The sequence below is a fragment of the Catellatospora sp. NPDC049133 genome, assembly GCF_040648455.1.
GTDB classification, from domain to species: domain Bacteria; phylum Actinomycetota; class Actinomycetes; order Mycobacteriales; family Micromonosporaceae; genus Catellatospora; species Catellatospora aurea.
In genome coordinates, this window is sequence record NZ_JBEZDT010000047.1 from 13,140 (window position 1) to 37,124 (window position 23,985).

Annotated in this window: 18 protein-coding genes and 1 pseudogene; 4 read left to right on the top strand and 15 right to left on the bottom strand. The window is 69.7% G+C overall.

Features of this window, described 5'->3' with window-relative positions; all coding sequences use genetic code 11:
• Positions 1–92: 92 nt before the first annotated feature.
• Complete coding sequence (locus AB0B35_RS36895) at positions 93–1,211, top strand: hypothetical protein (RefSeq protein ID WP_361055012.1); 1,119 nt, start codon at positions 93–95, stop codon at positions 1,209–1,211.
• Between the two features lie 7 nt (positions 1,212–1,218).
• Here AB0B35_RS36895 and AB0B35_RS36900 read toward each other — a convergent pair whose 3' ends face one another.
• The 7 genes from AB0B35_RS36900 to AB0B35_RS36930 all read right to left on the bottom strand — a co-directional run bounded on the left by AB0B35_RS36900 (position 1,219) and on the right by AB0B35_RS36930 (position 14,955).
• Complete coding sequence (locus tag AB0B35_RS36900; protein ID WP_361055015.1) at positions 1,219–2,004, bottom strand: hypothetical protein; 786 nt, start codon at positions 2,002–2,004, stop codon at positions 1,219–1,221.
• 139 nt (positions 2,005–2,143) lie between these two features.
• Positions 2,144–2,689, bottom strand: a complete 546-nt coding sequence (locus tag AB0B35_RS36905) for a hypothetical protein (RefSeq protein ID WP_361055018.1) — start codon at positions 2,687–2,689, stop codon at positions 2,144–2,146.
• Entirely contained in the window at positions 2,680–9,531 is a 6,852-nt protein-coding gene (locus AB0B35_RS36910; RefSeq protein ID WP_361055135.1) for an RHS repeat-associated core domain-containing protein, read from the bottom strand. Before AB0B35_RS36910 ends, AB0B35_RS36905 begins: the two co-directional genes overlap by 10 nt.
• A 466-nt stretch (positions 9,532–9,997) precedes the next feature.
• Positions 9,998–11,977, bottom strand: a complete 1,980-nt coding sequence (locus AB0B35_RS36915) for a BTAD domain-containing putative transcriptional regulator (RefSeq protein WP_361055021.1) — start codon at positions 11,975–11,977, stop codon at positions 9,998–10,000.
• Positions 11,978–12,047: 70 nt separating this feature from the next.
• Positions 12,048–12,839, bottom strand: a complete 792-nt coding sequence (locus AB0B35_RS36920) for an SDR family oxidoreductase (RefSeq protein ID WP_361055024.1) — start codon at positions 12,837–12,839, stop codon at positions 12,048–12,050.
• Between the two features lie 195 nt (positions 12,840–13,034).
• Positions 13,035–14,021 (bottom strand): DUF389 domain-containing protein, encoded by a 987-nt coding sequence (locus AB0B35_RS36925; protein ID WP_361055027.1) that lies wholly within the window; start codon positions 14,019–14,021, stop codon positions 13,035–13,037.
• Positions 14,022–14,232: 211 nt separating this feature from the next.
• Positions 14,233–14,955, bottom strand: coding sequence for a neutral zinc metallopeptidase (locus tag AB0B35_RS36930; protein ID WP_361055030.1), 723 nt, complete (start codon positions 14,953–14,955; stop codon positions 14,233–14,235).
• A 106-nt stretch (positions 14,956–15,061) separates the two neighbouring features.
• On the opposite strand from AB0B35_RS36930, the gene AB0B35_RS36935 reads away from it, so the two are divergent.
• On the top strand, positions 15,062–15,613 hold the full coding sequence (locus AB0B35_RS36935) for a hypothetical protein (protein ID WP_361055032.1): 552 nt from the start codon (positions 15,062–15,064) through the stop codon (positions 15,611–15,613).
• Here AB0B35_RS36935 and AB0B35_RS36940 read toward each other — a convergent pair.
• The 4 genes from AB0B35_RS36940 to AB0B35_RS36955 all read right to left on the bottom strand — a co-directional run bounded on the left by AB0B35_RS36940 (position 15,610) and on the right by AB0B35_RS36955 (position 18,550).
• Positions 15,610–16,437, bottom strand: coding sequence for an MOSC N-terminal beta barrel domain-containing protein (locus tag AB0B35_RS36940; RefSeq protein WP_361055035.1), 828 nt, complete (start codon positions 16,435–16,437; stop codon positions 15,610–15,612). The two genes, AB0B35_RS36935 and AB0B35_RS36940, sit on opposite strands and share 4 nt — an antisense overlap.
• Positions 16,434–17,303: a tetrahydrofolate dehydrogenase/cyclohydrolase catalytic domain-containing protein gene (locus AB0B35_RS36945; protein ID WP_361055038.1), complete on the bottom strand. Its 870-nt coding sequence runs from the start codon at positions 17,301–17,303 to the stop codon at positions 16,434–16,436. The genes AB0B35_RS36940 and AB0B35_RS36945 overlap by 4 nt, the downstream gene beginning before the upstream one ends.
• Positions 17,304–17,482: 179 nt before the next feature.
• Entirely contained in the window at positions 17,483–17,866 is a 384-nt protein-coding gene (locus AB0B35_RS36950; RefSeq protein WP_361055041.1) for a VOC family protein, read from the bottom strand.
• Positions 17,867–18,046: 180 nt separating this feature from the next.
• A complete protein-coding gene (locus AB0B35_RS36955) occupies positions 18,047–18,550 on the bottom strand; it encodes a hemerythrin domain-containing protein (protein WP_361055046.1) in 504 nt (167 codons plus the stop codon).
• A gap of 369 nt (positions 18,551–18,919) precedes the next feature.
• Here AB0B35_RS36955 and AB0B35_RS36960 point away from each other — a divergent pair, with 369 nt between their 5' ends.
• Entirely contained in the window at positions 18,920–19,891 is a 972-nt protein-coding gene (locus AB0B35_RS36960) for a chitosanase (RefSeq protein WP_361055049.1), read from the top strand.
• A gap of 189 nt (positions 19,892–20,080) precedes the next feature.
• Positions 20,081–20,272, top strand: coding sequence for a helix-turn-helix domain-containing protein (locus AB0B35_RS36965; protein WP_361055052.1), 192 nt, complete (start codon positions 20,081–20,083; stop codon positions 20,270–20,272).
• A gap of 258 nt (positions 20,273–20,530) precedes the next feature.
• Here the strand turns inward: AB0B35_RS36965 and AB0B35_RS36970 are convergent, their stop codons facing one another.
• The 4 genes and pseudogenes from AB0B35_RS36970 to AB0B35_RS36985 form a co-directional block, all read right to left on the bottom strand.
• Positions 20,531–20,965: a hypothetical protein gene (locus AB0B35_RS36970; RefSeq protein WP_361055055.1), complete on the bottom strand. Its 435-nt coding sequence runs from the start codon at positions 20,963–20,965 to the stop codon at positions 20,531–20,533.
• Between the two features lie 11 nt (positions 20,966–20,976).
• Complete coding sequence (locus tag AB0B35_RS36975; protein ID WP_361055138.1) at positions 20,977–22,596, bottom strand: polymorphic toxin-type HINT domain-containing protein; 1,620 nt, start codon at positions 22,594–22,596, stop codon at positions 20,977–20,979.
• A gap of 21 nt (positions 22,597–22,617) precedes the next feature.
• Positions 22,618–22,962: pseudogene (locus AB0B35_RS36980) on the bottom strand (hypothetical protein); the annotation flags it as partial.
• 147 nt (positions 22,963–23,109) lie between these two features.
• Entirely contained in the window at positions 23,110–23,913 is an 804-nt protein-coding gene (locus AB0B35_RS36985; protein WP_361055058.1) for a hypothetical protein, read from the bottom strand.
• Positions 23,914–23,985: the final 72 nt, after the last annotated feature.

Consider the following 23,985-nt stretch of genomic DNA (forward strand, 5'->3'; position numbering starts at 1 on the left):
CTGCTCGATCACCGGCTGGGTGTCGGATAGCCGAACCGGCGGCAGTCGCCCATCGCACAGTGCGGCGGCTACCGGGGCCGCATGCTCGGTCGATGGCGGACACTGCGGCCGGGCTGTCCCGGCGACGGGCACTGGCGGGCCTCGGCGGGCTCACGGCGCTGACGCTGCTGCCGGGCTGCCGGGAGGCGATCGAAGCGGCGGCCGGCAGCTGCCCGGAGGATCCGGCCGAGTCCGGGGGCGTCACCTGGAACCCCGACATCGGCCGCCCCGTGTTCTGGGGCGTGCAGGACCTGACCGCGGCCGTCCACGGCACGCCGCGCGACGTGCGCGTGTACTACCCGAGCTACGACGGCGCGACCGCGAACGCCCCCATGCTCAAGCTGTGCCTGACGAAGTGGCCGGTGGTGCTGTTCCTGCACGGGCAGCCGCCGCAGGGCGTGCCGAACACCGGCTACCACGCGCGCTGGGAGCGGTTCGCGGCGGTGCTGGCCCGGTGCGGGTACGTGGTGGTGGTGCCCAGCCACACCGCGGTGCTGTCGCAGGGCGCCGACGACCCCGCCATCGCGGCGGCGGCCGGGGACCTGGCGTGGGTGCGCAACCAGTGGGAGCACCGGCGCTGGGTCGACACGCGGCCGGAGTCGACCGCCGTGGTCGGACACTCCTACGGCGGGGTCCTGGGCTCGCGGGTGATGGCGGCCAACCCGGCGTTCGCCGCGTTCGCCAGCCTCGGCGCGCCGTACGCGGAACTGAACGACCGGCAGGCGGTGCTCACGGCGATCGGCCGGCCGACGTTCTTCGCCTGGGCCGACGGCGACGGTCTCGGCCTGGCCTTCGAGGACCTGGACCGGCCGACGAAGGTCTGGGACGGCCTGCCCCAGCCCCGCTACGCGGCCGTGTACCAGGGCGAGCACTTCGACTACCTGCGCGCCGCCGACACGGGCTCGGCCCTGCGCGGCCCGTGTCCGCTGGTCGGCGGGGCGATGGCGGACCTGGTCGCGCTGTTCCTGTCCACGCACCTGCCGGTGCCGCTGGGCCGCACCCGGGTCGGCGACGACCTGAAACCGCCGCAGGTGGACCTGACCCCCGAGCAGGAACGGTTCGCCGGGGCGCACCTGCAGGGCGTGGCGCAGTTCCAGGCCGCCCCGGGCTGCCGCCTCGACCTGCGCTGGAACCTCGACGGCCGGACCGGCTCCCGCCGCCTCGGCCCATGAGCGGCTGTCAGGTGTGGCACTTCACGCAGACGATGATCACGTCATCGGGGAGTTCGGCCAGCATGGGCAGCAGGTCGCCCGGATGGGCGGGCATGTCGGCTCGATGCGGGCAACTCTCCCAGGTGTCGCAGCTGCCGTGCGTCGCCTGGCCGTCCTGCTGCACCCACCAGCCGTCCAGGGTGAGCAGGTCGGTCCGATGCGCCGCGAGCCGGGCTGCGGTGGCCAGGATCTCGTCGCGACCGGCGGCGAACAGCCGGGTCAGGTCCTCCCCGTAGCCGAGCACCGTTCCCAGCTGATCCCACGGGTGGACGGCCAGGAACTCCTTGACCAGCGACTGGACCTCATAGCCGTGCCGCCGCGCCGCGATGTCGTCGAACAGGTTGATCAGACTGATCTCACCGAAGGTCTCCAGGGGCCGGGGCGGGGCGTACCGCGCCGACAGCTGCTGCCAGAGATCACACATGTCGGCCGCCAGACCGACCACGTGGTCACGTGCCCCGGCCAGTTCGAGCGACCCGACCGGGCCGCCGGCGCACAGGCCCGCCCTGCTCGGGAGCGGCATGCCGTCGTACCGCGCCGCATCGTGCACCAGCCACGGGTCGTCCTCGGCGCCGGGCCGGATCCAGAATCCGCTGCCGTCACTGCCGCCGCGGATGGTCCACGAGTCCCAGACATCCCGTTCGTCCGGGTGACCCTGCATCGCCTCGAACGGTGCGAGCGCGTCCGCGATGGCGGCGTCGACCTCGTTTCGCCGGTGCGCGGGAAGGCACACCGTGACGCGGGTGGAGCCCATCTGATCCCCTTTCGGTGACGCGAACAACGCTAGCCAGGGTCGACGGCACCTGATGCGGCCACGAGGACCACCACGACCGAGGCTCTGCCCACGCCGTGGCAGCGGCGCGGGCAGAGCCTCGGTCAATTCACTGGCTCCGCTACTCGGGGTCGTGCCCCGTGGCTGCGGCGCCCGGGACAGGAATCGCCGCCACCAGCCGTATCAGCTGCCAGCGCGCTTCTTCCCAGGAGGCTGCCCGCCGCAGGCTCGCGGCAGCGCCTGTGTCCGCGCTGCGCGCCGTCCAGGCCGCGACCAGCTGCTGGCCCTCCCGGGCCACGTCGAGCACTCCAGGCTGGTAGTGCTGCCTGGCCCGGACACCGTGCTCCTCCAGCGCCCGCTGGCAGGTCGCGTCGACCGTGAGCTTTGCGATCCACATGATGCGGTCCGCCTGGCTCGAGCCGTCGCCACGCGTGGCGAAGAAGACCTGGTGCGCCTCAGCCAGCCGCTCGATCGAACCAGCCCCGGTGAGCAGGTCGCGCGCCGTACCCAGGTACTCCGACGCGGCGGCACGCTCCGCTTCACTCAGCGCCTCGCCGCATACGCCGAGGACGTGCTCGGCGAACGCGAACGCCAGCTCGGAGCGCAGCCGGTCGTCGACGCGGCCGAGCAATTCGGCCAGCAGGCGTGGAACCACTATCAATTCCATGAGCCCCTACCCCGGTTCAACGCTTGTAGCATTTCGGCGGGCGTACCCGCCGCGAATTCGATCTTATCGAGCCCGAACTGCGCCTTCAGGTTGCCCGCGTTGCGGAACTGCTCACCGGGGAAGCCGCCACTCGAACTCTTCAACTCGACCACCCAGCCGACCGGCTTCTTCGGGTTCGAGTAATCGATGACGACGAAGTCGCCCTGCGACATCGTGCCGTTCGTCCGGAACACCTTGAAGTTGGGCTTCATGTTCAACAGTTCCTTGACGAACTTGAGTTCGTCCGGGCTCATCTTGTACGGCTTGCCAGGCGCCTGCTGCCCTCCCTTGATCGGCAGCGGATCGATGCAGCCGGAGTTGTGGACGAGGACCGGCATCTCCGCCGCCCGCACGAAGTACGTGTGCAGCACGGCGACGCTGAGGTTGTACATCTGCTGCGAGCCGGTGAAGTTCCGCACCGCGGCCACCTGGTAGCGAGTGCCGTCCGGGCCCCGCAGCAGTGACTCGCCGGCCACGAGATCGGCCGCCTCGACCCAGCGGTCGCCCGACTCCTCCCAGAGCGGGTGACCTGCCGTGGTGTGCAGGACGTCGGCCTGCACACTGCCGAGGAAGAACACCGGCTCCGAACCCGATCGGACGAGGTCGACATCGGTCAGCTCCGCGTCGGTGTTGACATGCACCTGCGTCACCGGCTGTGCCTCTACCGCGCCCGTCACCGGATCACCGGCCATGACGAGGTCACCGACTTCGACTTCACTGATCCGCTTCGTCGAACCATCGGCCATCAGCACCAGCGTCTCGCCGTCGAAGCTGTTCTTCATGCACTTGGTGAGCTTGCGGAACGTGCGGTAGTTGCCGATGAGTTCAGTGACCTTCGCCGCGCCGGCACCGTCCAGTCCGGGGATCATCGCCGCGCCCGACAGCGCCGCGCCCTCCTTGTCCCCGGTGACGTACGAGATCGCGACATCCAGCCCGTCACAGCCCGATCCGTACAGCGGGGCGAAGCCGCAGATGGTCAACCCCAGCTCGATGTACAGGAGGATCTCCTGGCCCTTGATCCAGTCCCGGTATGCCCGCTCCGCTAGCGCGGCCACGCAGATGTCGTGCGTTCCCGGGCCGTTCATCTCCTCACACGTAGTGATCTCGTGCACGAAGTTGTAGGCGAGGATATTGTCGCCGTCCTTGCAGGTCGGATCGACATAGATCGGGACCTTGCACTCCGTGGTGGTGGTGGTCGTCGTGGTCGTCGGCGTGGTCCCGTAGTCAGGACCGTTGCCGTTCTCGGAGCCGGTGCACGCGCCTGGGCCACCGACGTATCCGGGAGCGCAACTCGCCGAACCCAACATTCCGGTGGGGTCGGTGATCGCCAGCGGGTTGCCGTTGGCGTACCCGTATGCACTCCACTGCTGAGGATCACCGAGATCCATGATCGGGTCGACGCTGACGAACCTGCCGACACGAGGGTCGTACTCTCTCGCCCCGAGGTGGGTCAGGCCGGTCATCGGGTCGATCGTGCCACCGACGAAGCCCTTCTCATCAGGCCAGAATGCCGGGGCCGACGTGTCGCGAGGCGTGCCGTAAGGTGTCGTGCGCCGCCAGTGGATGGCGCCGGTAGACGCGTCGATGCTGCTGGTCGCCGTGTCGTGATGGTCGGCGGCCTGGAAGGAGACCCCGGTGGTCTTGCGTACCGCGATCGTCTGCTCACCGATGGAATAGAACCTGGTGCCGGAGACGACTGTTCCCTCCTGCGCCAACTCCATCCCGGGCAGGTAGAGGGTGGTGGCGCCACCGGGCGCCTTGCGGGCGATGCGGTTACCGTCGGCGTCGTAGACGTACGTCGTCGGCTGACCGCCGACCGGGGTGCTCGTCGCCAGCCGGCCTTCGGCGTCCCAGGTGAGTGCCTGGTGGCCCGCCTCCGTGCCGGAAGCACACTCGTTGGTTGCGTCGCTGTTCGGCCGGCACACGGTGTTGCCGGCACTGTCGTAGCGGTAGCGATAGGTGCGGTCGCCCGCAGGTCCGGTCTCGTCGATCCTGGTCAGGGCGTGCGGCTGGTTCTGCCCCTCGCCCTGATCCGGGTAGACGTAATCGCGTTCCGTGTCGACCCCGCCGGTGAGTGAATGGATCGTCTCCGTCTGCCGGTTGCCGACCTTGTCGAAGGACCAGCTGTGGTGATATGGCGCGGCGCCGCCAACCCCGGTCTGCGCCACCCCGTCAGCGCACGTCTTGGTGGTGCTCGCCGTCGACCACGCCTCCGTGAGCCGACGTAGGTGGTCATACGTGAAGCACTGGGTGTCGCGGGCGCCGGTCGTCGGGCTGTCCGCGATCGTCAGCACGTTGCCGACGTCGTCGTATCCGTACCGTGCGTCCATGTCGATGGTTGCCACGCCCTGGCGATCCACCCTGGCCCGCGTCAAGCGGCCGGTGCCGCGCTCGTACTCCCAGCTCAGCCACGCCTTCTTCCCGGTGCCTCCGGTGGACAGCTCCACCTGCAGCAGCTCACTGAGATTGCCATAGGTGGCTGTCGTGACGTAGCTCGTCAACCCGGTCATGGTGATCGGACGCTGCAGTGAGTCATAGGTCGTAGCGACGGCCTCAGCCGGCAGCCCACCCGCTTCAGGGAGCCCGATCGACTGAACGGAGCCGTCGGTGTTGTATGCGGTGGTGAACTCGTAGCTCTTGCCGAGCTGCGGGCCGACGCCGCCGGTGCCGTTGGCGGGGAAGGTATAGCGCACCTTGAGCGGCCGGTAGAGCTGGTCCCGCAGGGTATTGACGGTGAAGTAGTTCTGACCGTCGACGATCCGCTGGCTGTAGTGAAGCTGACCTTTGTTACCCGCAGCGTCGTACACCCAGGCCGCCGTCCGGGTGCCGGTGTCGAGGTCGCCTCGCCAGGTCTCCGTCTTGCGGCCGAGCTTGTCGTAGCGGTAGGACACCTTCACACCACGGCTGTCGGTCACCGATGTGGTCTGCCCGGCCGCGTCGTAGGTGTACCGAGTGTCCCCGGAGTCCGGGTCCTCGACGAGCTCTTTCAGACCACGCTGGTTGTAGTGGTAGGTCCATAGGTTGCCGAGCGGATCGGTCACGGTCTTGAGGTCGCCACCGGAGGTATAGGTGTAGTTGGTGACATCCGCCGGGCCCACCGGGCTGCTGCCGTGATACTGGTGCAGCTCGGTCGTGTGCCCCCGCGCGTCGACCACCGTCGTCGTCGGCACGCCGCCCGCAGGCGGATCCACATGAGTACGGTTGCCGTCGTATGAGGTGGTGGTGACCCAGCGCGCGTCACCGGCGACGGAGTAGGCCTCCGCGATCGGCCTGCCCGCGTCGTCGTAGGTGATCGTGGTCTGCCCGTTGACGGAGCCCTCAGCGGTCACGATCGGCAGGTCACCCGGTGTACCCGTGGCCAGGTAGGCGGCGTTGGACTTGTAGGTCTGGCCGCTGCCGTTGTGGAAGGTGTCGGTCAGGATCCATCCTCCCGGCCCCGGCACCTGGGTCTGCCGCAGACGCTGCAGCCCGTCGAACAGTTCATGGGTGCTGCGGTAGGAGCCGTCGTTGAGCAACGTCTGGGTGGTGATGACCGTGGTCCTGTCATTACGCACCTGGTAAACGAACTTGAGGTTCGGCGACGCGCCCTGCGTGGCGTCCCGGTCGGCCAGCCACACCGCTGTGAGCCGGCCCAGCTCGTCGTAGGCCAGGTCGGTGCGCTTGCCGTTGACGTCGGTGATACGTGTGGGCACTCCGTAGGCCGGGTCCATGACCTTGTTGGTGCTGTAGCCGAGTGCGTTGGTCGACTTCACGCTGACGGTGAGGCCGTTGGCCTCCGCGTACTCCATCGACGTGGTGTTGCCCAGAGCGCTCTTGCTCGTCTTCGCCCTGCCGAAGTCGTCGAGTTCGAGAACCTCCGATGCGACGAGATACCTGACCTGAGTCCCGTCGAAGCGATCGAGCTCCTCGGTGCGTGTTGTGGTGCCCTCGAGCGGAGCCTGATTCCAGCCTCGCAGGTCGTAACTGAGGCGGGTGTCATCGAGCAGCTGCGTCGTGAGATCAGGGTCGGTGACCGAGCAGTCGGCAGCCGCCGTCCAGGTCCGCGACACGTAGGCGTACATGTATGTGTCCGGGTTGTCGACGTATGAGGTGCGGGTGCACCGATCGTCGGCGCTCTTGCCCGGGCCCACCTCGCCCAGGTCCTCCACTTCCAGCAGACGGCCCCAGGTCGTGTCGAAGGTGCTGACCGTCTTGGTCTCCCGCCACACCGGGTTGCCCTGCGCGTCGGCCGGCATCGCGGTCAGATCGCGGGCCACGTCGGTCCGTACGATGGCGGCGACGTTGGAGCCCCACGACTCGGTTTGGGTCCGGGTGATGTGCCGCCACGGCTGCTTGATCGCCTTGGAGACGATGTCGGCCCCGTTGTAGACGATGGTCTCGTACTCGTGCCCCGAGAACTGGGTGTGATCGGTGTACGTGGTCCCGGTGGAGTCGGTCACGGTGACGGTCGGCGTGCTGCCGTCCGCCACCTTGCCACCGCTCATACCGCGCAGGAAGTAGTGGTCCACCCGGCCCGGCATCGCCTGGCCGTTGCCGGTGCGCACCGTCACCTTCCCGTAGCCCCGCCAGTCGGACCACGTCAGGTCTGCCGGGTCGACGAAGCCGTCAGGTTCGCCCTTACGCCATGCGGCGTCGCCGAGGTAGTCGTAGGAGACCACCATGTCGTCATTGCCGCCCACCAGATCGTCGGTCACGACACTGTCGACCACGTATTTGTGGAACCAGTCCGTGGTCTCGTCGTCCTCACCGCCGCCATACGGATTCCACCGCACAGGGAAGCAACGGTGGGTCGAGTTGCCGACCGTCGGCAGCGAACCCGCCGAGCAGTCGGCCGCTTTGTAGTTGACGGTGATCTGCGCACCTGCGTCAGTCTTGATCGTCGAGAGGCGGTACCGGATCAGGGGGCCGAGGTTGTCGCCGACGCGGACGATGCGGTTGGGCAGCTGGATGCCGTCGAGCTCGGTCGCTGGCATCGTCACGGTCACGCCGTTCCGAGTGCCGGATCGAGTGATCTTCTTCAACCACAGGGTCCGGGAGTTGTCGTCGTTGGCCTTGAAGTCGTGCTCCAACGCCCACGACTCCACCGGCAACCACCCTGCGGTGCCACGGATCTGCGTCTGTATGCGGACGAGCCGCTTCCTGGTGAAGAACGTCGCCGATCCCTGCGTGAAGTCGCAGTGCGTGCCGGCCGCGCAGATGCGATCCTCCGGCACGTCCGGCCAGGACGGCGCGGTGTTCTCGTCGAGGTCCTGCGCGTCGCAGTCCACGTCGCCGCCCGGGATGCAACGCTCCGTGGTGAAGAAGACGACCTGAGCGGCGGGCGAGGTGGCGTAGACCTGCTCGTGGCGCTGGCCGTAATCGATGTGAGCGAGGTAGCCGCCACGGTGGTAGGCAGTGCCGTCCTCATCGGTCCGGCCGCCACGGGCGTAGTGGTTGACCTCACGGTCGTAGAAGTATGAGATGACGTTTCCGCGCGGATCCACGACGTAGTCGAGGTTCCAGCGCCAAGCCTGGTTGCAGAACGAGTCGTCGAAACCCGACGACCTGTGGCACGGCTCATTCGCATCGTCGCCGTAGACGGGCACCGACCATACCGACTCCGTCTCCTCCTTGCCTGTCGACCAGCCGGGCAGACGGTTGAGCCCGAAGTAGTACTTCGTGCCGTCGGGGATCGTCACCAGCCAGTGCTCGCCGTTGTCGTCACCGTTGACCGCACCCTCGATCCGCTCCACCTTGGTTCCGTCGTCGTTCGACAGCTTCCACACGCTGTCTGTCACCTTGACCAGCGTGCCCGAGTGGCCCGAGAGCATGACCGTGCCGTTGTGGAACGCCCAGCACTGCTCGCCGGACGTCTCGTGACCGTCGTCAGAACACGGTTTGTAGCGCCGTTCGATGTAGCCGGGCTCGTAGCCGAAGCCTTCGCCGATCCAGGAGCCCTGGTTGTTCGTCGCCGAGGTGCGCCCATCGACGCCTTGCGACTGGTACGACAACTCGACCTGTGGCGCCAGTCCGCTCGGCACCGCAGGCGTGCGGATCGGGTAGTTCCAGGAGAACCCGCCCGAGGACAGCGCCGTGGACCACGATGACGACGGAGCCAGCTTGGTGGCCTTGTAGTCGCCCTGGACCGACGAGTCGCCCGCGGACATCGCAAGCACCATGGACCCGGCTCCAGTCGCTGCCGCGTCGACGTCCGCGATGAGGGTGCGGGTGGCGGTGTCATTGACCGTGTCCAGCGGGGTCATCCGGCGGCATTCGGGCTTTTGCGGCGAGGTCACCGCACACGCCGGCAGTTGCACGAAGCGCAGTCGCGCGCCCCAGTCACCACCATGGGCGTGCGCGAACGAGCCGTAGCCCACGGCGACGCTGACCACACCTGTGGCGGTGCCTTTGTCAGCCCGCGAGACACTGATAATCGGCCCGTCGACGCCGGCTCTCTGGGAGGCGCTCCGATCGAAGACCTGCACCTGTGCCCGCTGTGGAGCCTGTGCTGCAGAGAGTCTGGACGCACCCACCGCGTTCCGCCTGGCCCGCGCGACATCGACGCGTAACCCCCCGATACTGGCCGGAGTCGCGTCAACCGCCTCCGCGTCGAGTTCGGCCACGCCCGCACTGGGCCACACCACGCGGTCAGCGCGGGCCATGGTCTTGTCAGCGGTGGTGTCTGGCCGCGGAGTCTCGGGCTTCGACGGCGTGCCCTTGGCGGGAGTCCGCTGCTCCTGCATGGCAGGACGTCCGGAATCCGCCGCGGCGGGGGTCCCTGGCGGGACCTGCGCCAAGCTGACGCCCAGCACCGCGGCCAGCACCAGCGCCAATGGTCGGCCCATATGCCGAACCCGCGCTGTCTTCGCGCCCCCGTGTCTGAGTGACATGAGTCGGTACCACCAATCGTCGAGTTCCAAAGGGGTGAGGCGAGCAACCGGTGGCCGGTCACCGGTTGCTCACATGAGATGCGACGACCCGTCGAGCCACCGGTCAGCGGACCGGTGGCCTGTGGATGCCTTCGTCGGGGGGGGCGTCTCAGATCTGGGATGAAGCCCAGGAAGGGTCTAGCGGCACTGGCGTCGCCGATTTCGCGCCTGTGCACAACATCCGATCCGGAATAGCCGACAGCCCCGTGGAAGAGTCACGCCGTGATTGTGATATGGATCTTTCCAGCTGTCTAGGCCAGGGCCGACCTGCGCATTCGTCCGTGCCATGTGGTTGCCCCGGCCGAACCGCTCCGCGATTTCGCAGTAATGCCGGACGATGCGGTCCTCGACCGGTGGCCTGCTACTCGGCCCAGCCGGCTGGAGTCTGGCCTGGCCAGCAGCAGGGTCGCGCGCGAGCTGTGCGCAGCGCGGCGTCCAGCGCTGCCAGATGGTCTGCGACCCGGCCGATCGTCAGTGCTCCGCTGGCCGCGCCGGCCCACTCCGCCGCCGCCGGGAGCAGTGCTCGCCTGACCCGCTTCATGGTTTCCGGATCGCCGGCGGCGATGGCGGCGCGGCCCAGCAGACACCACAGCGCTTCAGCGAGCAGATCCGCAGGGGGATCCGGCACGTCGGCAAGCGGGACTGGGGGACGCACCCACGGCTCGTACGGCCCCCAGTCCTCATCACCGGCCTCCGGTGGCAGTCCCCGGCGCAGCCGCATCCCGAGCAGCGCCAGCGGCAGCAGCCCGTCGCGCATACCCGGCATCCCCGCATCGTCGAGCCGAGCACCGGCCTCCCGGTAGAGCCGCTCGGCCCGGTCGTCACCGGCCAGGTCGGCCCGCAGCGCCCGGTACCACCGGGTGAACACGGCGACCAGCGGCCGCTCGTGCCGGGCGGCCAGCTCGTCGGCGGCCTGCGCGTGCTGATCGGCCCGGTCGAACGCGGCCACCGCGCAACTCGACTGCAGCCTGATCAGGTGACCGAGCACCTCCACGCTGGCCAGGTCGTGCCGGCTCGCCAGGCCGACCAGCTCGGCGCCGATCCGGTCCCGATCGGCCGATCCGCCGGTGCTGGCGAAGCTCTGCATGAACACGCCGTTCAACGCGAACGCCAGCAGCGCGGGGTCGTTGCTCGCGCGGGCGATCGCCTCGGCCTGCCGGGCACACTGTGCCGGTCGTGGATCACGGGTGCCCCGCGACTCGATCGCGATGGTGGCCAGCAGCCGGGCCCGGACCGGGTCCGGCCGGGTCGGCGGGAGGATCGCCAGGGCCCGTTCCGCCGCGGCGACGATGCCGGCCGCCTGCTGCGCGTCATCGGCACGCGGCCAGATCGCCGGCACGTCGTAGGCGCCGATCACCCGCGCGGTCAGCTCCGGATCGCCGAGCTGCTCGGCGGCCGCGACAGCTGCGGCCCGCTGCTCACGGGCCACCTCAAGGCCGCCGGCGCCGGTGACCGCGAGGTTGCGCAGCATGCCGACCGCAGACTCCAGCCGCATCCGGGCTCCGCCGCCGACCCGTTCGTAGGCGGAGGTGACCCGGGTCAGCACCTCGGCGGCCGGATCCGGCCGACCGGGGCCGGCCAGGCTCGGCTCCTGCCGCAGGATGTCGGTCTCCAGGGTGCGCAGCGCCGGGCCGGGCTCCACGCCGAGCTGACCGGCGAGCAGCTCGCGGGCCCGGCGCAGCACCGCGAGGGCATCACCCTGGCGACCCGACCGGTACAGGGCCAGGGCCAGCAGCCCCCACCCCTGCTCCCGCCACGGATGTGCGGTGACGTGCCCGTCCAGGTCCGCAACGGCCCGGTCGGGCTGTCCGAGGTCGAGTTGGGCTTGCGCCCGCCGTTCGACGGCTTGCAGGCGCAACTCGGAAAGTCGGGACCGATCGGCGCGCGGCCAGGCGGCGTCCGGGAAGTCCGCGTACGCGGGACCGCGCCACCAGGACAGCGCCTCGTCCAGCAGTGCCAGCGCCGTGACCGGGTCCGCCGTCGCGGCCTCGGCCACGGCCTGCTCGAACCGCCAGGCGTCCACCTGATCGGGTGCGCACCTCACCGCGTACCCCAGGCCCTGGGTGACCAGTAACGTAGCCGGTGCCCGCCGCGGGCGGTCCGGCTCGATGGCCTTGCGCAGCGCCGCCACGAACGTGCGCACCGCGGCAACCGCGCCCTCCGGCGGCGCGACCCACAGGTCATCGATGAGATCATTCACGGGTACGGTCCGGCCACGCGCCACCAGGAGCCGGCCCAGCACCGCACGATGCATCGGACCTTTCAGCGCGACCGGCCGACGCTGCGCGTCCTCGGCGATCACCGGCCCGAGGACGCCGAAAGTGATCCGCCCGCCGTGCATCCCGCCACGCTATCGCGGATCCACCGCTCAACCGGTCAGCAGCGTCTTGCCGGCTTCCGTCCGGGCCGGTTCAGAGCACCGTCGTCAGCACACCACCGTCGACGCGTACCGCCGTTCCGTTGATGGCGGACGCGAGCGGGCTGGCGATGAAGGCGACCGCGTTCGCGATCTCGCCGGGTTCGATGAATCGGCCCAGCAGGGTCGTCCGGTTGGCGCCGATGATCGCCGCCTTCATCTGCTCCTCGGGCAGAGACTGCGCGTCGGCCAGCATCCTGACCGTCGCGGCGACGCCGTCGGAGTACGTCGGGCCGCCCAGCACCGAGTTGACGGTCACCGCGGTGCCCTTCGTGAGCTTCGCCAGGCCGTTGCCCACCGAGAGCATCGCCGTCTTGGACGTGCCGTAATGGATCATGTCGGCGGGGATGTCGACGCCCGACTCGCTGCTGACGAACACGATGCGGCCCCACCCTCGATCGAGCATGGCCGGCATGAGCCGGCGCGCCAGCCGGACGCCGCTGAGCACGTTGACCTCGAAGTAGAGCCGCCAGTCGTCGTCGGAGATCTTCTCGAACGGCTTGAGCTCGAACAGCCCTACGTTGTTGACCAGGATGTCCACGCTCGGGAGCTGGCCGCACAGCCGGTCGACGTCCTCGGTGACCGCGAAGTCGGCGGGCAGACCGCTGACCGACGCACCCGGCACCTCGCGCCGCAGCGCGTCGACGGCCTCGATCAGCTTCCGCGGATCACGGCCGTTGAGGATCACGGCGGCGCCCTCGGCGGCCAGGGCCTTCGCGGTCGCGTAACCGATGCCTCGGGTCGATCCGCTGATGACCGCGGTCTTGCCGGTGAGCTGCAGGTCCATTCGTCCTCCTCGTGAGTTCCACCGGCCGGAGCCGGGGCCTCGCACCCTGCCGGACGGTCCGGCAGCGGTGGGTTATGAGGTTGCCGCGAACGAATGAGCATTCAATGAGCATCTGCCCGCCCGTCACGCAGACAGCGGCCCGGGACGCGTGGGCCAGGGCCCGCCGGTCGTAGCCCGGACGGGCGAGCGGCGGTGTCAGCGCACGGTGCCGACGGGCTGCTCGCGCCGCCGGGCGACGGTGAAGGCCCGCAGCCGGGCCGGTGGACGCACCCGCTGCCACCACAGGCGTTGCACGGTCAGCGTCAGCACACCGGCGGCGACGATCGCCGCCAGGTTGATCAGCAGCTGCAGCGCCGAGCCCCACGCCTCGTCGGCCACCCCGTAGGCGGCGGCGACAGCGGCGTTCGCGGCGGCGGGCACGGTCGTGACCGAGATCAGGACGCCGATGAGCGCGCCGGATCGGGCGGAGGTCACCGAGACCATCCCGGCGATCCCGGCGAGGAAACCCACGATCCACGACAGCGCGTCGGGCCGCCAGATGAAGTCGGTCAGCGGCCTGGCGGCAAGCAGCATCGAGCGGTCGACCAGCCCCGCCGCGGTCATCGCCCAGGTCGCCGCGGCGGTCGCCGCCATCGCCACCGGGAACCCGACCGCCAGCGCCACCGCCGAGCGCCGCAGCAGCGCCCAGCGGCGCTGCACCAGCCCGACGCACAGCCCGGCCAGCGGCCCGAACTCCGGCCCGACCACCATTGCGCCGACGACGAGGATCGGCTGGTCGAGCAGCACCCCCACCGCGGCGATGACCGTTGCCACGGCCAGCAACACCAGGTAGGTCGCCGACAGCCGGGTCTCCTGACCGGTGCGGTGCTCGATCTCCTCCCAGACGACCGCGTCCACACCGGTGCCCGGCGTACGCGCGGCGGCCCGGTGCGCGGCGTCGGACAGGGTCACGGCCGCGTCGTCGATCGTGATCGCGCCCTCGTGGTCGACGCCCAGCCCGCGCAGCTGCTCCAGCACCGCGTTGGCGCCCTCGCGAGCGACGTCGCACAGGACCACGTCCCCGGCGGGCCGCCGGGCCGCGCCCGGGAGCACGGCTAGGTGCGCGACCGCGCCGTTCGCGGACAGCGTCTGCACGACGGCGTCGGACAGGTGGGGCGGGATGATCAGGCGAAGGTGCAGCACGGTTCCTCCCGATGTCGGCGGCCTGCGGACCCTACCGCGCAGCCGGGCCGCCGACAGCAGCCGGTCGGCCGTCGCCGCCGGGTGCCGCATCCCCGACGGGGCTGACCCGCGTGGCCGTGGCCGCGCGGGTCACACCGCCACCAGTTCGCGTTCCGGGGTCGGCTCGCCAGGCATGGCTGCCGCCCTGGTGCCGGCGTGGCGCCGTATGGCCTCAGCTGAGGCCGCAGGCGGCCAGGGACTTCTCGTAGCCGTTGAAGAACGCGTCGGTGCGCTGGGCGACGGTGCCGTGGGACTCGGGGGCGAACCAGGGCTGCCCCTCGGGGTCACCGACGGCGAGCAGGCCGCGGCGGAACTCGTCGAGGTCGCCGTCGGCGAGGTCGAGCCGGCCTGCCCGTACGGAGTCGCCCAGATAAGCCCCCGCCATACAGTCGGCCTGGAGTTCGTGGTCGATGGCGTAACGGTGTTCGACGCCCAGGCGGGCCTGCACGGCGTGGGCGTACTCGTGGCCGAGCAGGTAGAACACGAACGCGTCGCCGATCTTGCGGAAAGCCGCGACGGCCCAGTCGGCGTCGTAGGCGATAAAGTCGCCGGCCGGGCAGTAGACGGCGTTGTCGGCGGGGATGGCTTCGCGGCCGCACGCGAGGTCTCCGCTGTCGCGGTAGGTCCGCACGGCGCTGACGGGCGCGAACGCGACACCGGAGGACTTGAACACCGCCGACCAGTAGTTCTCGGCTTCCGTGACGGCGCCCCGGGCGTCGTCACGGAACTCCTCGACCGACGTCGTTCCGTCGGAGGCGCGGGCGGTGGTGGGCACGGCACCGGGCTGGGGTGCGCTGTCGTCGGGGGCGGCGTCAGGGTCGGGCAGGGTGCCGCAGCCGAGGGTGAGCACGGCGGCGGCGATGAGCGCGACGGTCCAGCGGCGGCGGGCGTGCATCGGCTCCGTCCTTTCACGGGGGTCTTCTACTGTGCCTGATGCCCGGCGGTCGGCGTGTTCTGTCATTTCGGGGTGGTGAGATGTGCCTCTCCCCTACGCTCGCGGCGTGAAGGGGTTCGCGCGGCGGGAGTTCCAGCTGATGCTGCTGCGACGGATGTTCGACTTCCAGCCGGAGCTGGTGGAGGCCGCATGCGCCGAGCTGTCGGCTTCGCACACCGAATACATGACAGCGCACAACCGATGGCAGACGATGCTGCGGTCGCGGTCGGCGCCAAAAGGGCTGCTGCTGTACGAGGCGGTGCTGGGCCCGGCCGACGAGCGGCGGCAGGTGCCGTACGGGGATGCGGTGTTGACGGCGCATCGCTGGCGGCTGGCCGGACTGTGGCCGGAGCTGCGTTGGGAGGCGCTCGTGGGCACGGAGGACTTCGTGCTGCACGGGTGGCTGGTGCGGGCAGCGGAGTCGCCGGTGCCGCGGCTGGGCCCGGCCGCCGGGCTGGCCCCGTGGTCCTGTGTCGTCGACGACGTGCTGGCCCGGTTCCCGCAGGCACGTCAGCGTGACCCGGAGGTGCCGGCGCGGTGGGGTGTGGACGTGCCGGACGGCGACAACGTGCACCGGCTGCTGTTCGTCCACGGGCTGCTGCAGCAGGTGACGTCCTAGACCTCGACGGCGTCGCCAGGTCGGATCAGGCCGGGGTGCAGGACCTGTGCGTAGACGCCGGCGCAGGGCTGCGGGCCGAGGGCGGGCAGCGGCACGACCCGGTGGTGGCGAGCCAGCACGCGCAGCGCGTCGGGGTCGTGGGGCAGGTCGCCGTGGGCCAGGGACGGTACCGCGCAGCGGGGCGTCGCGACGATGACCCGCAGCACCAGGTCGTCGCCGATGCGCAGGTCTCGGCCGACCCAGTCGTCCTCGGCGAAGCCGTCACCGGCCAGGTCGACGACGATGTTGGGCCGGTAGCGGCGCGCGTCGGCGCGGCGGGCCGGGTGCAGCGCCGCGATGGCGCGCAGGGTCGCCGTGGTGAGCAGGTGAACGGGCGCGAAGTCGAAGAAGGTGCCCGGGGCCGCGCCGCCCAGGGTGCTGGTGACCAGTGGCACGGCCGCGGTGACGCCGTCGCGCAGGACGGCGTCGGGGTCGGCGCGGTCGAGCCGGGCCTGCTCCGGCGGGGTTGCGGTGAGGGCGACGTCGCGTCCGAGCAGCGCCGACATGGTTTCGGCGGCGGTCGGGTCGGTGCTGTGCACGTCGAGGCCGCGGCCGGTGATCCGCACGCCGTCGGCGTCGGTCGCGGCGGTGAGGGTCAGCAGCCGCTGCCAGAGCCGGGGATGTTTGGCGCCGGCGACACGGCCGGTGTCGGTGTCGATCACGGCGAGGGCGCGGTCGCCGGCCACGCCGGTCTCGGTCACGTCGGCTACGGCGAGCTGCTCGCCGAGCAGGGACTTGACCGGGTAGCGGTGCAGCGCGGCGACCTGCGCCCTCGCCGCGGTCACGGGTGGGCCCGCTCGGCGGCCGCGACGACGTTGCGGAACAGCATCGCCACGGTGGTCGGGCCGACGCCGCCGACACGTGGGGTGATCGCCCCGGCGACGGTGGCGACCGACTCGTCGACGTCGGGCAGGATACGGCGGCCCTCGTAGCGCACCCCGCCACCGACGACGACCGCACCGGGCTTGACGTGCTCGGGCTGGATGATGCCGGGCACACCGGCGGCGGCGATGAGGATGTCGGCGCGGCGGGTGTAGCGGGCCCAGTCCTTGACGCCGGTGTGCACGACGGTGACGGCGGCGTCGGCGGTGGGGCGCTTCTGCGCCAGCAGCATCGCCAGGGGTCGGCCGAGGGTCGCACCGCGGCCGAGGATGACGACCTCCCGGCCCGCGACGCCGATGTCGTAGTGGGCAAGCAGCGCCTCGATGCCGGCGGGGGTGCAGGGCAGCGGGCCGGGGATGCCGAGGGCGAGACGGCCCATGTTGACCGGGTGCATGCCGTCGACGTCCTTGTCGGGGTCCATGGCCTGCAGCGCGGCGTTGTAGTCGAGGTGGCCGGGGATGGGGTACTGCACGAGCATGCCGTGCACGGCCGGGTCGTCGTTCCAGCCGGTGATGACCCGCCGCACGTCGGCCTGGGACGCGGTGGCGGGCAGGTGCTCATGCGGGGACGCGAAGCCCAGCGCGGCTGCCTGCTGCTGCTTGATGCGGATGTAGCCGGCGCTGGCGTCGTCGTCGCCGACCAGCAGCGTGGCCAGGCTCGCGGTGACGCCGCGGGCCCGCAGGGCGGCGGAGCGGGCGGCGACGTCGGCGAGGACCTGGTCGGCGACGGGTTTGCCGGGCAGCATCCGGGCGGTGGTGGTCGCGGACATGCGGCTCCTTCACGCGGTCGCCCAGGCGGTCGGCTTCCGCGGCGTGGCTCCCCGATGGTCGTTCCCATCCTCTTGCCGCCGGTCGCGAATTTCGCCCCACAGCATCCCTCATGACCCGGCTGCCCGGTCGAGGGCGTCGGCATCGGCGCACCGGGGCAGTGCGCCCGTGGCCCGGTGTCTCAACGGCGTTGTAGCGGCGACTTGTCGCCCACGAGCCAGAGATGCCCGTACGGATCGAAGAAACCCCCTTGGCGATGTGTTCCCCAGGGCGCTTCGTGGTCTCGTACCGGATCGTGGTACTGCGCCCCCGCAGCCGCGGCGCCGCTGGCGAACGAGTCCGGGTCGTCGACGAAGACCTCGACGCGAACCGTCGTGGTGCCCAGCTCAATCGGGCTCTCCCAGCGGTTGCCCTCCGGTTGGGCCAGAAAGAACGGCGCCCCGCCGACCTCCAGGCCGATCACCGAGCCGAGATTCCACAGCTCGGTGGCGCCGAGGGCGCGTTGATACCAGGCGGATGCCGCAGAAGCGTCCGGTACCGCAAGCATCAAAGAGATAGCGGTCACGATCCGCACGATACGCCCTGACAGTCAGGCCCGCACGCTGCGAACATGATGTCGGCCGGAGCAGTTTCAAGGCTGCGAGGGTCCGGCAGCCTGCGCCCGTTCAGGCAGATGTCGAGCCGGCGTTGGCGGTGCCGTTGCCGGCCGACCCGGTCGACAGGGTGATCTTGGATGGCAGCCTGTCTACTGCGAGTACTTGGCGACGTAGCGCTCCGGGTCCTTGTCCCGGAAGGTCAGCCCCTTGCCGGACGGGTGCTCGGCGTAGAAGGCCAGCCAGTCGGCTCCGAGCCCGGCCCGCAACTCGTCTCCCGCGTGCCTGCGGAAGTCAGGCAGGCCCTCGTCCTCCTCCTCTGCCAGATGCTCGGTGTTCTCCCTGCGGGCGGACCAAACCGCAGTCCACCACCGGTCGGTGCCGACCTCGTGCTGGCGAGACTCGGCGATCGCATCACGAATCTTGTTGTGGTCGCGGATCGCGTCGAGACTTTCGTCCTCGGCGTCTTCCCCACCACGCCTGATCAGATGCGGATACAGGATGCGCTCCTCCGCCTCGGCATGTATCTCCAGGTGCAGGGCGAGGGGCTCCCAGATGCTGCGCATCTGCTGCGGGTCTTTGGCGTCGTCGAGACGCGCGAAGGCGCGGCGGAAGGATGCGTGATCGTCGAGAATCAGCGCGGTGATGTCGTCCATGCACTCGTCTTACCGCACCGTAGAGCGGATAAAACCGAGGCCGGGCCCAACTGCCCGAGATCCGTGGATCTCGTCGCCATGGAGATCCTGTCCGCGGGGATCGCGCTCCTGTCCCTGCTGGCCGTCATCCGGCTCACGCACCCCAGTCGAGCGCGTTCTTCCGCGAAAGCGAGCGCCGCCGCCTTCGCGGATGACGGCGGCGTGCGTGGCCACATCCGACCTGGGGCACCTCGTAGAGCTGCCGGTGGCCCTGATCGCCCATTCTGAGCCGAGCACCCTGGCGCCGGCTGCGTGGTGTCCGTGGCGCGTGCGTCCCGCAGGGATTACGTTCTGTCGGGCACGCCGGTGACGGTCGACGAAGGGATCCCGATGAGGCGAAACGACCGCGGGGTCTGGATGGTCGGCACGGCGGCCGGTGCGGTGGCGGGAATCGCCGTGCTGGCCGTGCTCGTGATTCCGGACGCGGAGCAGCCGACCGCCCCGTCGGGACTCGCCGCCACGGCGACGGCGACCGTGGCACCGTCACCGGTCCAGCAGAAGCCTTCGGCGAGTGTCACGGCCGTCGCGTCGCTGCGGCCGTCGGGCACGCCGAGCCCGCGGCCCGCGGCTTCCACGCGGCCCGCCGCCAGGGCCGGGCTTGACGACCCGAAGCTCAAGGACGTCGCGATGCAGCTGGTGTCCAGTGCCGAGAACTCGTCGCTGAACTGGCGGGCCCAGTACCGCTACCTCGAGGACATCGGCGACGGCCGCGGCTACACCGGCGGCATCATCGGTTTCTGCTCCGGCACGGGCGACATGCTGGAGCTCGTCGAGCTGTACACCCGGCGCAAGCCGTCGAACGCGCTGGCCGGCTACCTCGGCGCGCTGCGCCGCGTCAACGGTTCGGCGTCGCACTCCGGGCTCGACCCTGGTTTCCCCGCCGCGTGGGCGGCCGCGGCCGGCGACAAGGTGTTCCAGCAGGCGCAGAACGAGGTGCGCGATGCGATGTACTTCGACCCGGCCGTCGCGCGGGCCGAGTCCGACGGGTTGCGGGCGCTCGGCCAGTTCATCTACTACGACGCGATCGTGATGCACGGGCCCGGCAACGACCCGGTCAGCTTCGGCGGCATCCGCGCTGCCGCGCTCAAACGTGCCCGGCCTCCGGCGCAGGGCGGCGACGAGACCGCGTACCTGAACGCGTTCCTCGACGCCCGGGTCGCCGCGATGCGGACCGAGTCCGCGCACGAGGACACCAGCCGGGTGGACACCGCGCAGCGGGTGTTCCTCAAGGCCGGTAACTTCGACCTCGCACTGCCACTGAGGTGGAAGGTGTACGGCGACGCGTTCAGCATCACCGGCTGAGAGTCGTTCGCCGCGTGCGGGTTTCGCGGCGGGCGTCGTGCCCGCCGCCGGTCACGTGCGGTCGAGTGCGGCTACGGCGTGTTTCATAAGTGATCGGCGGTGCCGGTTGTCGGGCGTTTCCGGTCCGGCTGTGTTCGGGCTTTGCTGGTCGTGGGTGTTTGTCGGTGGGGTGTGGCAGGGTGTGCTGCCGTGGCCCGTTTCACCACGTTCCGATTCTGTCTGAATCCCACGGTCGGGCAGGAGCTGGTGCTGCGTCGGCATGCGGGTGCGGCCCGGTTCGGGTACAACCAGTGCCTGCGGCTGGTCAAGCAGGCCCTGGACGGCAAGCGTCTGTTGGCGGACGAGTTGACCACGAGTGTTCGGCGCGCATCGTCCGGATGAGGGCGGCTGAGGTCCGTGTTCGACCGGGACTCTGCAGGCCTACCAACGCCGTTCATCGCGCGACGACCCCTGCCCCCAGGACGGGTGGCCAACCGTCTACGCACGCCTGGTTGCCGGTCAAGATCGACCGGCTACGCCTTTTGAGCCGATCCCTGGGGCAGGCGGTCGAGAATCGCCCGGCTTGGAGAAGCGCGTGACAACGCGCTTCTCCAAGCCGGCTTCATGTTCGCGTCGCCCAGAAGCGACTCGCGAAGGGACTTACGTGCCGATACCGAACTCGGAGGTTTCGAGGTTCACGGTGATCACGACGCCCGAGGTCGAGGTGAAGACCGCGGAACCTGGTTCAGCGGATACGTTCACGAACGGATTGCTGTCCTCGAGATAGACGACCCAGACGAGGCCTTTGCCGGCATCGAGCCGACCGAAGAAGCCTTCCGATCCGTACGAGCCCTCTCCGCAGACGAGGTAGCCGCCGCCTGCACCGAGATCATGCTCGGCCGTGATGTCGACACTGGTGACGTACTCCGGATCGGCCCGCATGACGGTCTCCAGCGAGAACGGCTCCCCCAGGGTGAGTCCGCCGGGCACGCCCGGATCGATGCGAGCGGTGATCGAGACGCCGTCGGCTCGGTAGAGGGCGTTGCGGATCGGCAGCGTTCCCGCCAACCAGAGATCAACGATCAAGTTCGCCACTGTCTCTCCCATCAGCAGGCCTCGGGGCGATCCGGCAGGCCCTGACTCGGCACCACGCCACCGGCCCGCACGTTTCTTGGGTCCCTGAATCGCTCCGCGAACTTCTGCGCCCAGGTCTTGCCGGTCGTCGAGTCAGGATGCGGATCGGACGGATTGACCCGTTCGACCAGCACCTGCTCGCCTGCCTCACGCGCGGCGTCCAGTCGGCGATTGTCATAACTCACCAGCTGGCCGTCCACATCCATCACCCGGAGCGGAGAGCGAGCCCAGTTCCACTTACCGGCTTTCATCAGCTCAGCGTAGTTGTTGGACGAGATCGTCCGCTGCGAGAAGTTGATGTCGTTCGGATCGACCAACTCGCCGTCGTTGTGGACCAGCACTGCGGTTCCACCGGCGAGTACGTAGTAGGTGTGAATGCCGGCGACGGTGAGGTTGTGCATCGCCTTGGCGCCGAGGTAGTTCTTCACCTCGACGACCCGGATGGGCCCGCCGCGGTAGCTTTGCAGCTCCTCGCCTGCCCGCAGCTCTGCGGCCGGCACCCAGTCGCGCCGAGTCGTCGACCAGAACGGGTGTTCCCAGGTGGTGTCGATGATGCACCGGGCACCGGTGCCGTCGACGACAGTGACGAGGGTCAGCTGCCGATCCTGGTTGAGGTGGAGTCGGGTCACCTCTCTCGCCTCGGTGACGCCGGTCAGCGGGTCGGTGGCGATGACCTTGTCACCGACGACGACGTCCTTGATCTTCTTGGTGGTGCCGTCGGCGAGCAGCACTTCGGTGTTGGGATCGAAGCTGTTGCACTTGCACTTCTTGCAGGGTGGCCCGCCGTCCGGGGTCTTCGGCGTCTCCGGTTTCGGCGTTCCTCCCGGGGTGTCCGGCTTGTTCGGCGCGTCCGGGGCATCTGGGTTCTTCTTCCCGTTACCGGTGACTCCGTCGATGATGTCGTCGCACTTCTTTGCGCACTTCTTGGCCGCCAGCCCTACCCGCGGGATGTAACCGGCGACACTGGCGATCACGCAACCCCACGTCGGGTTCTTCGCACACTCGTAGGCGTCGACGGTATCGCTGAACTGCGAGAAGCCCGGCAGGGTGTCCAGGAGGATCTCACCGACGAGGTTCGGGTTCTCCGGCTCGCACCCCGTCCAGGGGCAAGTGCCGGTCTGCAGCAGTGCGATCACGCCGGCGTAGCTGACGCAATCGCCCGGTTCGAGGCAGTAGGTGAGCCCGCTCGGGTCGCTGAACGTGGTCGGGTTGTTGTTGCTGTAGCTGTAACCGTTCCACTGCTGCGGGTCGCCCAGATCCATGATCGGGTCGACACTGATGAATCGGCCGGTGGTGGCGTCGTATTCACGGGCGCCCAGGTGGGTGAGGCCCGTGGTGGGATCCTGGGTGCCGCCGATGAAGCCCTTCTGGTTCGGCCAGGTGGGAGGCGGAGTGCCGCGCCCGGTGCCGTAGGGGGTGGTGCGTCGCCAGGTGATCGCACCTGTGGCGGCGTTGACGGTGCTCCCGGCGGTGCCGTGGTGGTCCGCGGCGTGGAAGTACACCCCGCCGGTGGTCCTGGTCGCGACGGTCTGACCCGCGAACGTGTAGTACCGCGTGCCGCTGACGACGGTGCCGGACAGCGCCAGTTCCATGCCGGGCAGGTACAGGGTCGTGAGGCCGCCCGGTTCCTTGCGGACGATCCGGTTGCCGTCGGCGTCGTAGACGTAGCTGGTGGCTTGCCCCCCGGCGGGGGTGCTGGTGTCCAGGTGCCCTTCGGGATCCCAGGTCAGGCTCTGATGTGCGGTGGAACTGGCCGGCGTACACGTGTTGCTGGCGCTGCCGTTCGGTCGGCAGACGGTGTTGCCGGCCTCGTCGTACCGGTAGGCGTAGGTCTTGTTGCCGTTCGGGCCGGTTTCGTCGACCCGGGTGAGGGTGTGGGGCTGGTTCTGGCCCTGGCCGTCGGCCGGGTTGCTGTAGTCGCGGACGGTGTCCTGGCCGCCGGTTGTCGAGTGCCGCACCTCGGGCCAGACGCTCTTGCCGGCTCTCCGATCTCCACGACTGATGCCGGCGCCAGGAGTGCCCTTCCTGACGGACGCGCCGACGTCGGCCTTGCTCGAGGCTCGACCGATAACTCAGTGTCGAGTTCTGCCACGACCGCCGACCTGCTACGAGCGGGCGTCCTCCATCACCATCGAGGCAAAGGACAGCAGCGGCAGCGGCTTCGGCCTGCCCGGCGGCAACACGGGCCGCAGCGTGTGCCACACGCGCCGGGCCGCGTCCTCGTCGTAGTCCACCGGAGAGCGCGAAGCCTGCAGGAGCAGCGCCGGGCCGGCCACTCTGACCGCGGCGAAGGCACCGGACTCCCGGACGGCGTCGACGCCGCCCAGCCGACCGATCAGCGCAGCCGGGCACAACGTCGCCCATTCGTAACCCCGCAGGACCCGGGTGGCCTCACCCGCCGAGTCCGCGGCGTCCCTGCGCAGCAGCACGTCCAGGCGGGTCCGCGGCGGGTACTGCGGATGCAGGGTCGCCACCTGTCCATACGTGGTTTCGGGTGTCACGTTGTCGTGCAGCAGTTCGACCAGCGCCTGACCCAGCCGCGCCGCGTCGACCTGCTGGGTGAAGTAGCCGATCGTCACCTGCAGGAGCGCCTGCCCGCCGTCGTCGGCGAACCGCTGGAACGTGACGCGGACGTCGCGCAGCGCCGGGTCGCGCTCGTCGAGCCAGAGGTAGGCGAACACCGACTCGGCGTTCTCGTCGAGCAGGTCGACAGCCTCCGCCGGACTTCCGTTCTCCGCGGAGGCGTCGCGTGCGCCACCCGCCAAGGTACGGCCGAGCATCCACTGATGTGCAAAGGCGCCGTCGAAGAGTTCGACAGCCAGCCCGGTGACCGACGACACCCAGGCAGCGAACCACGCACGCAGCACCTTGACGTCGGCGCACCGGACATACATGTCTGCCGAGATCACCGCGAAAGGGCGAAGGTCGACACCACCGTCGTATGCCAACGAAGCGACCTCCCGAGCAGTCGCGCCGACCGG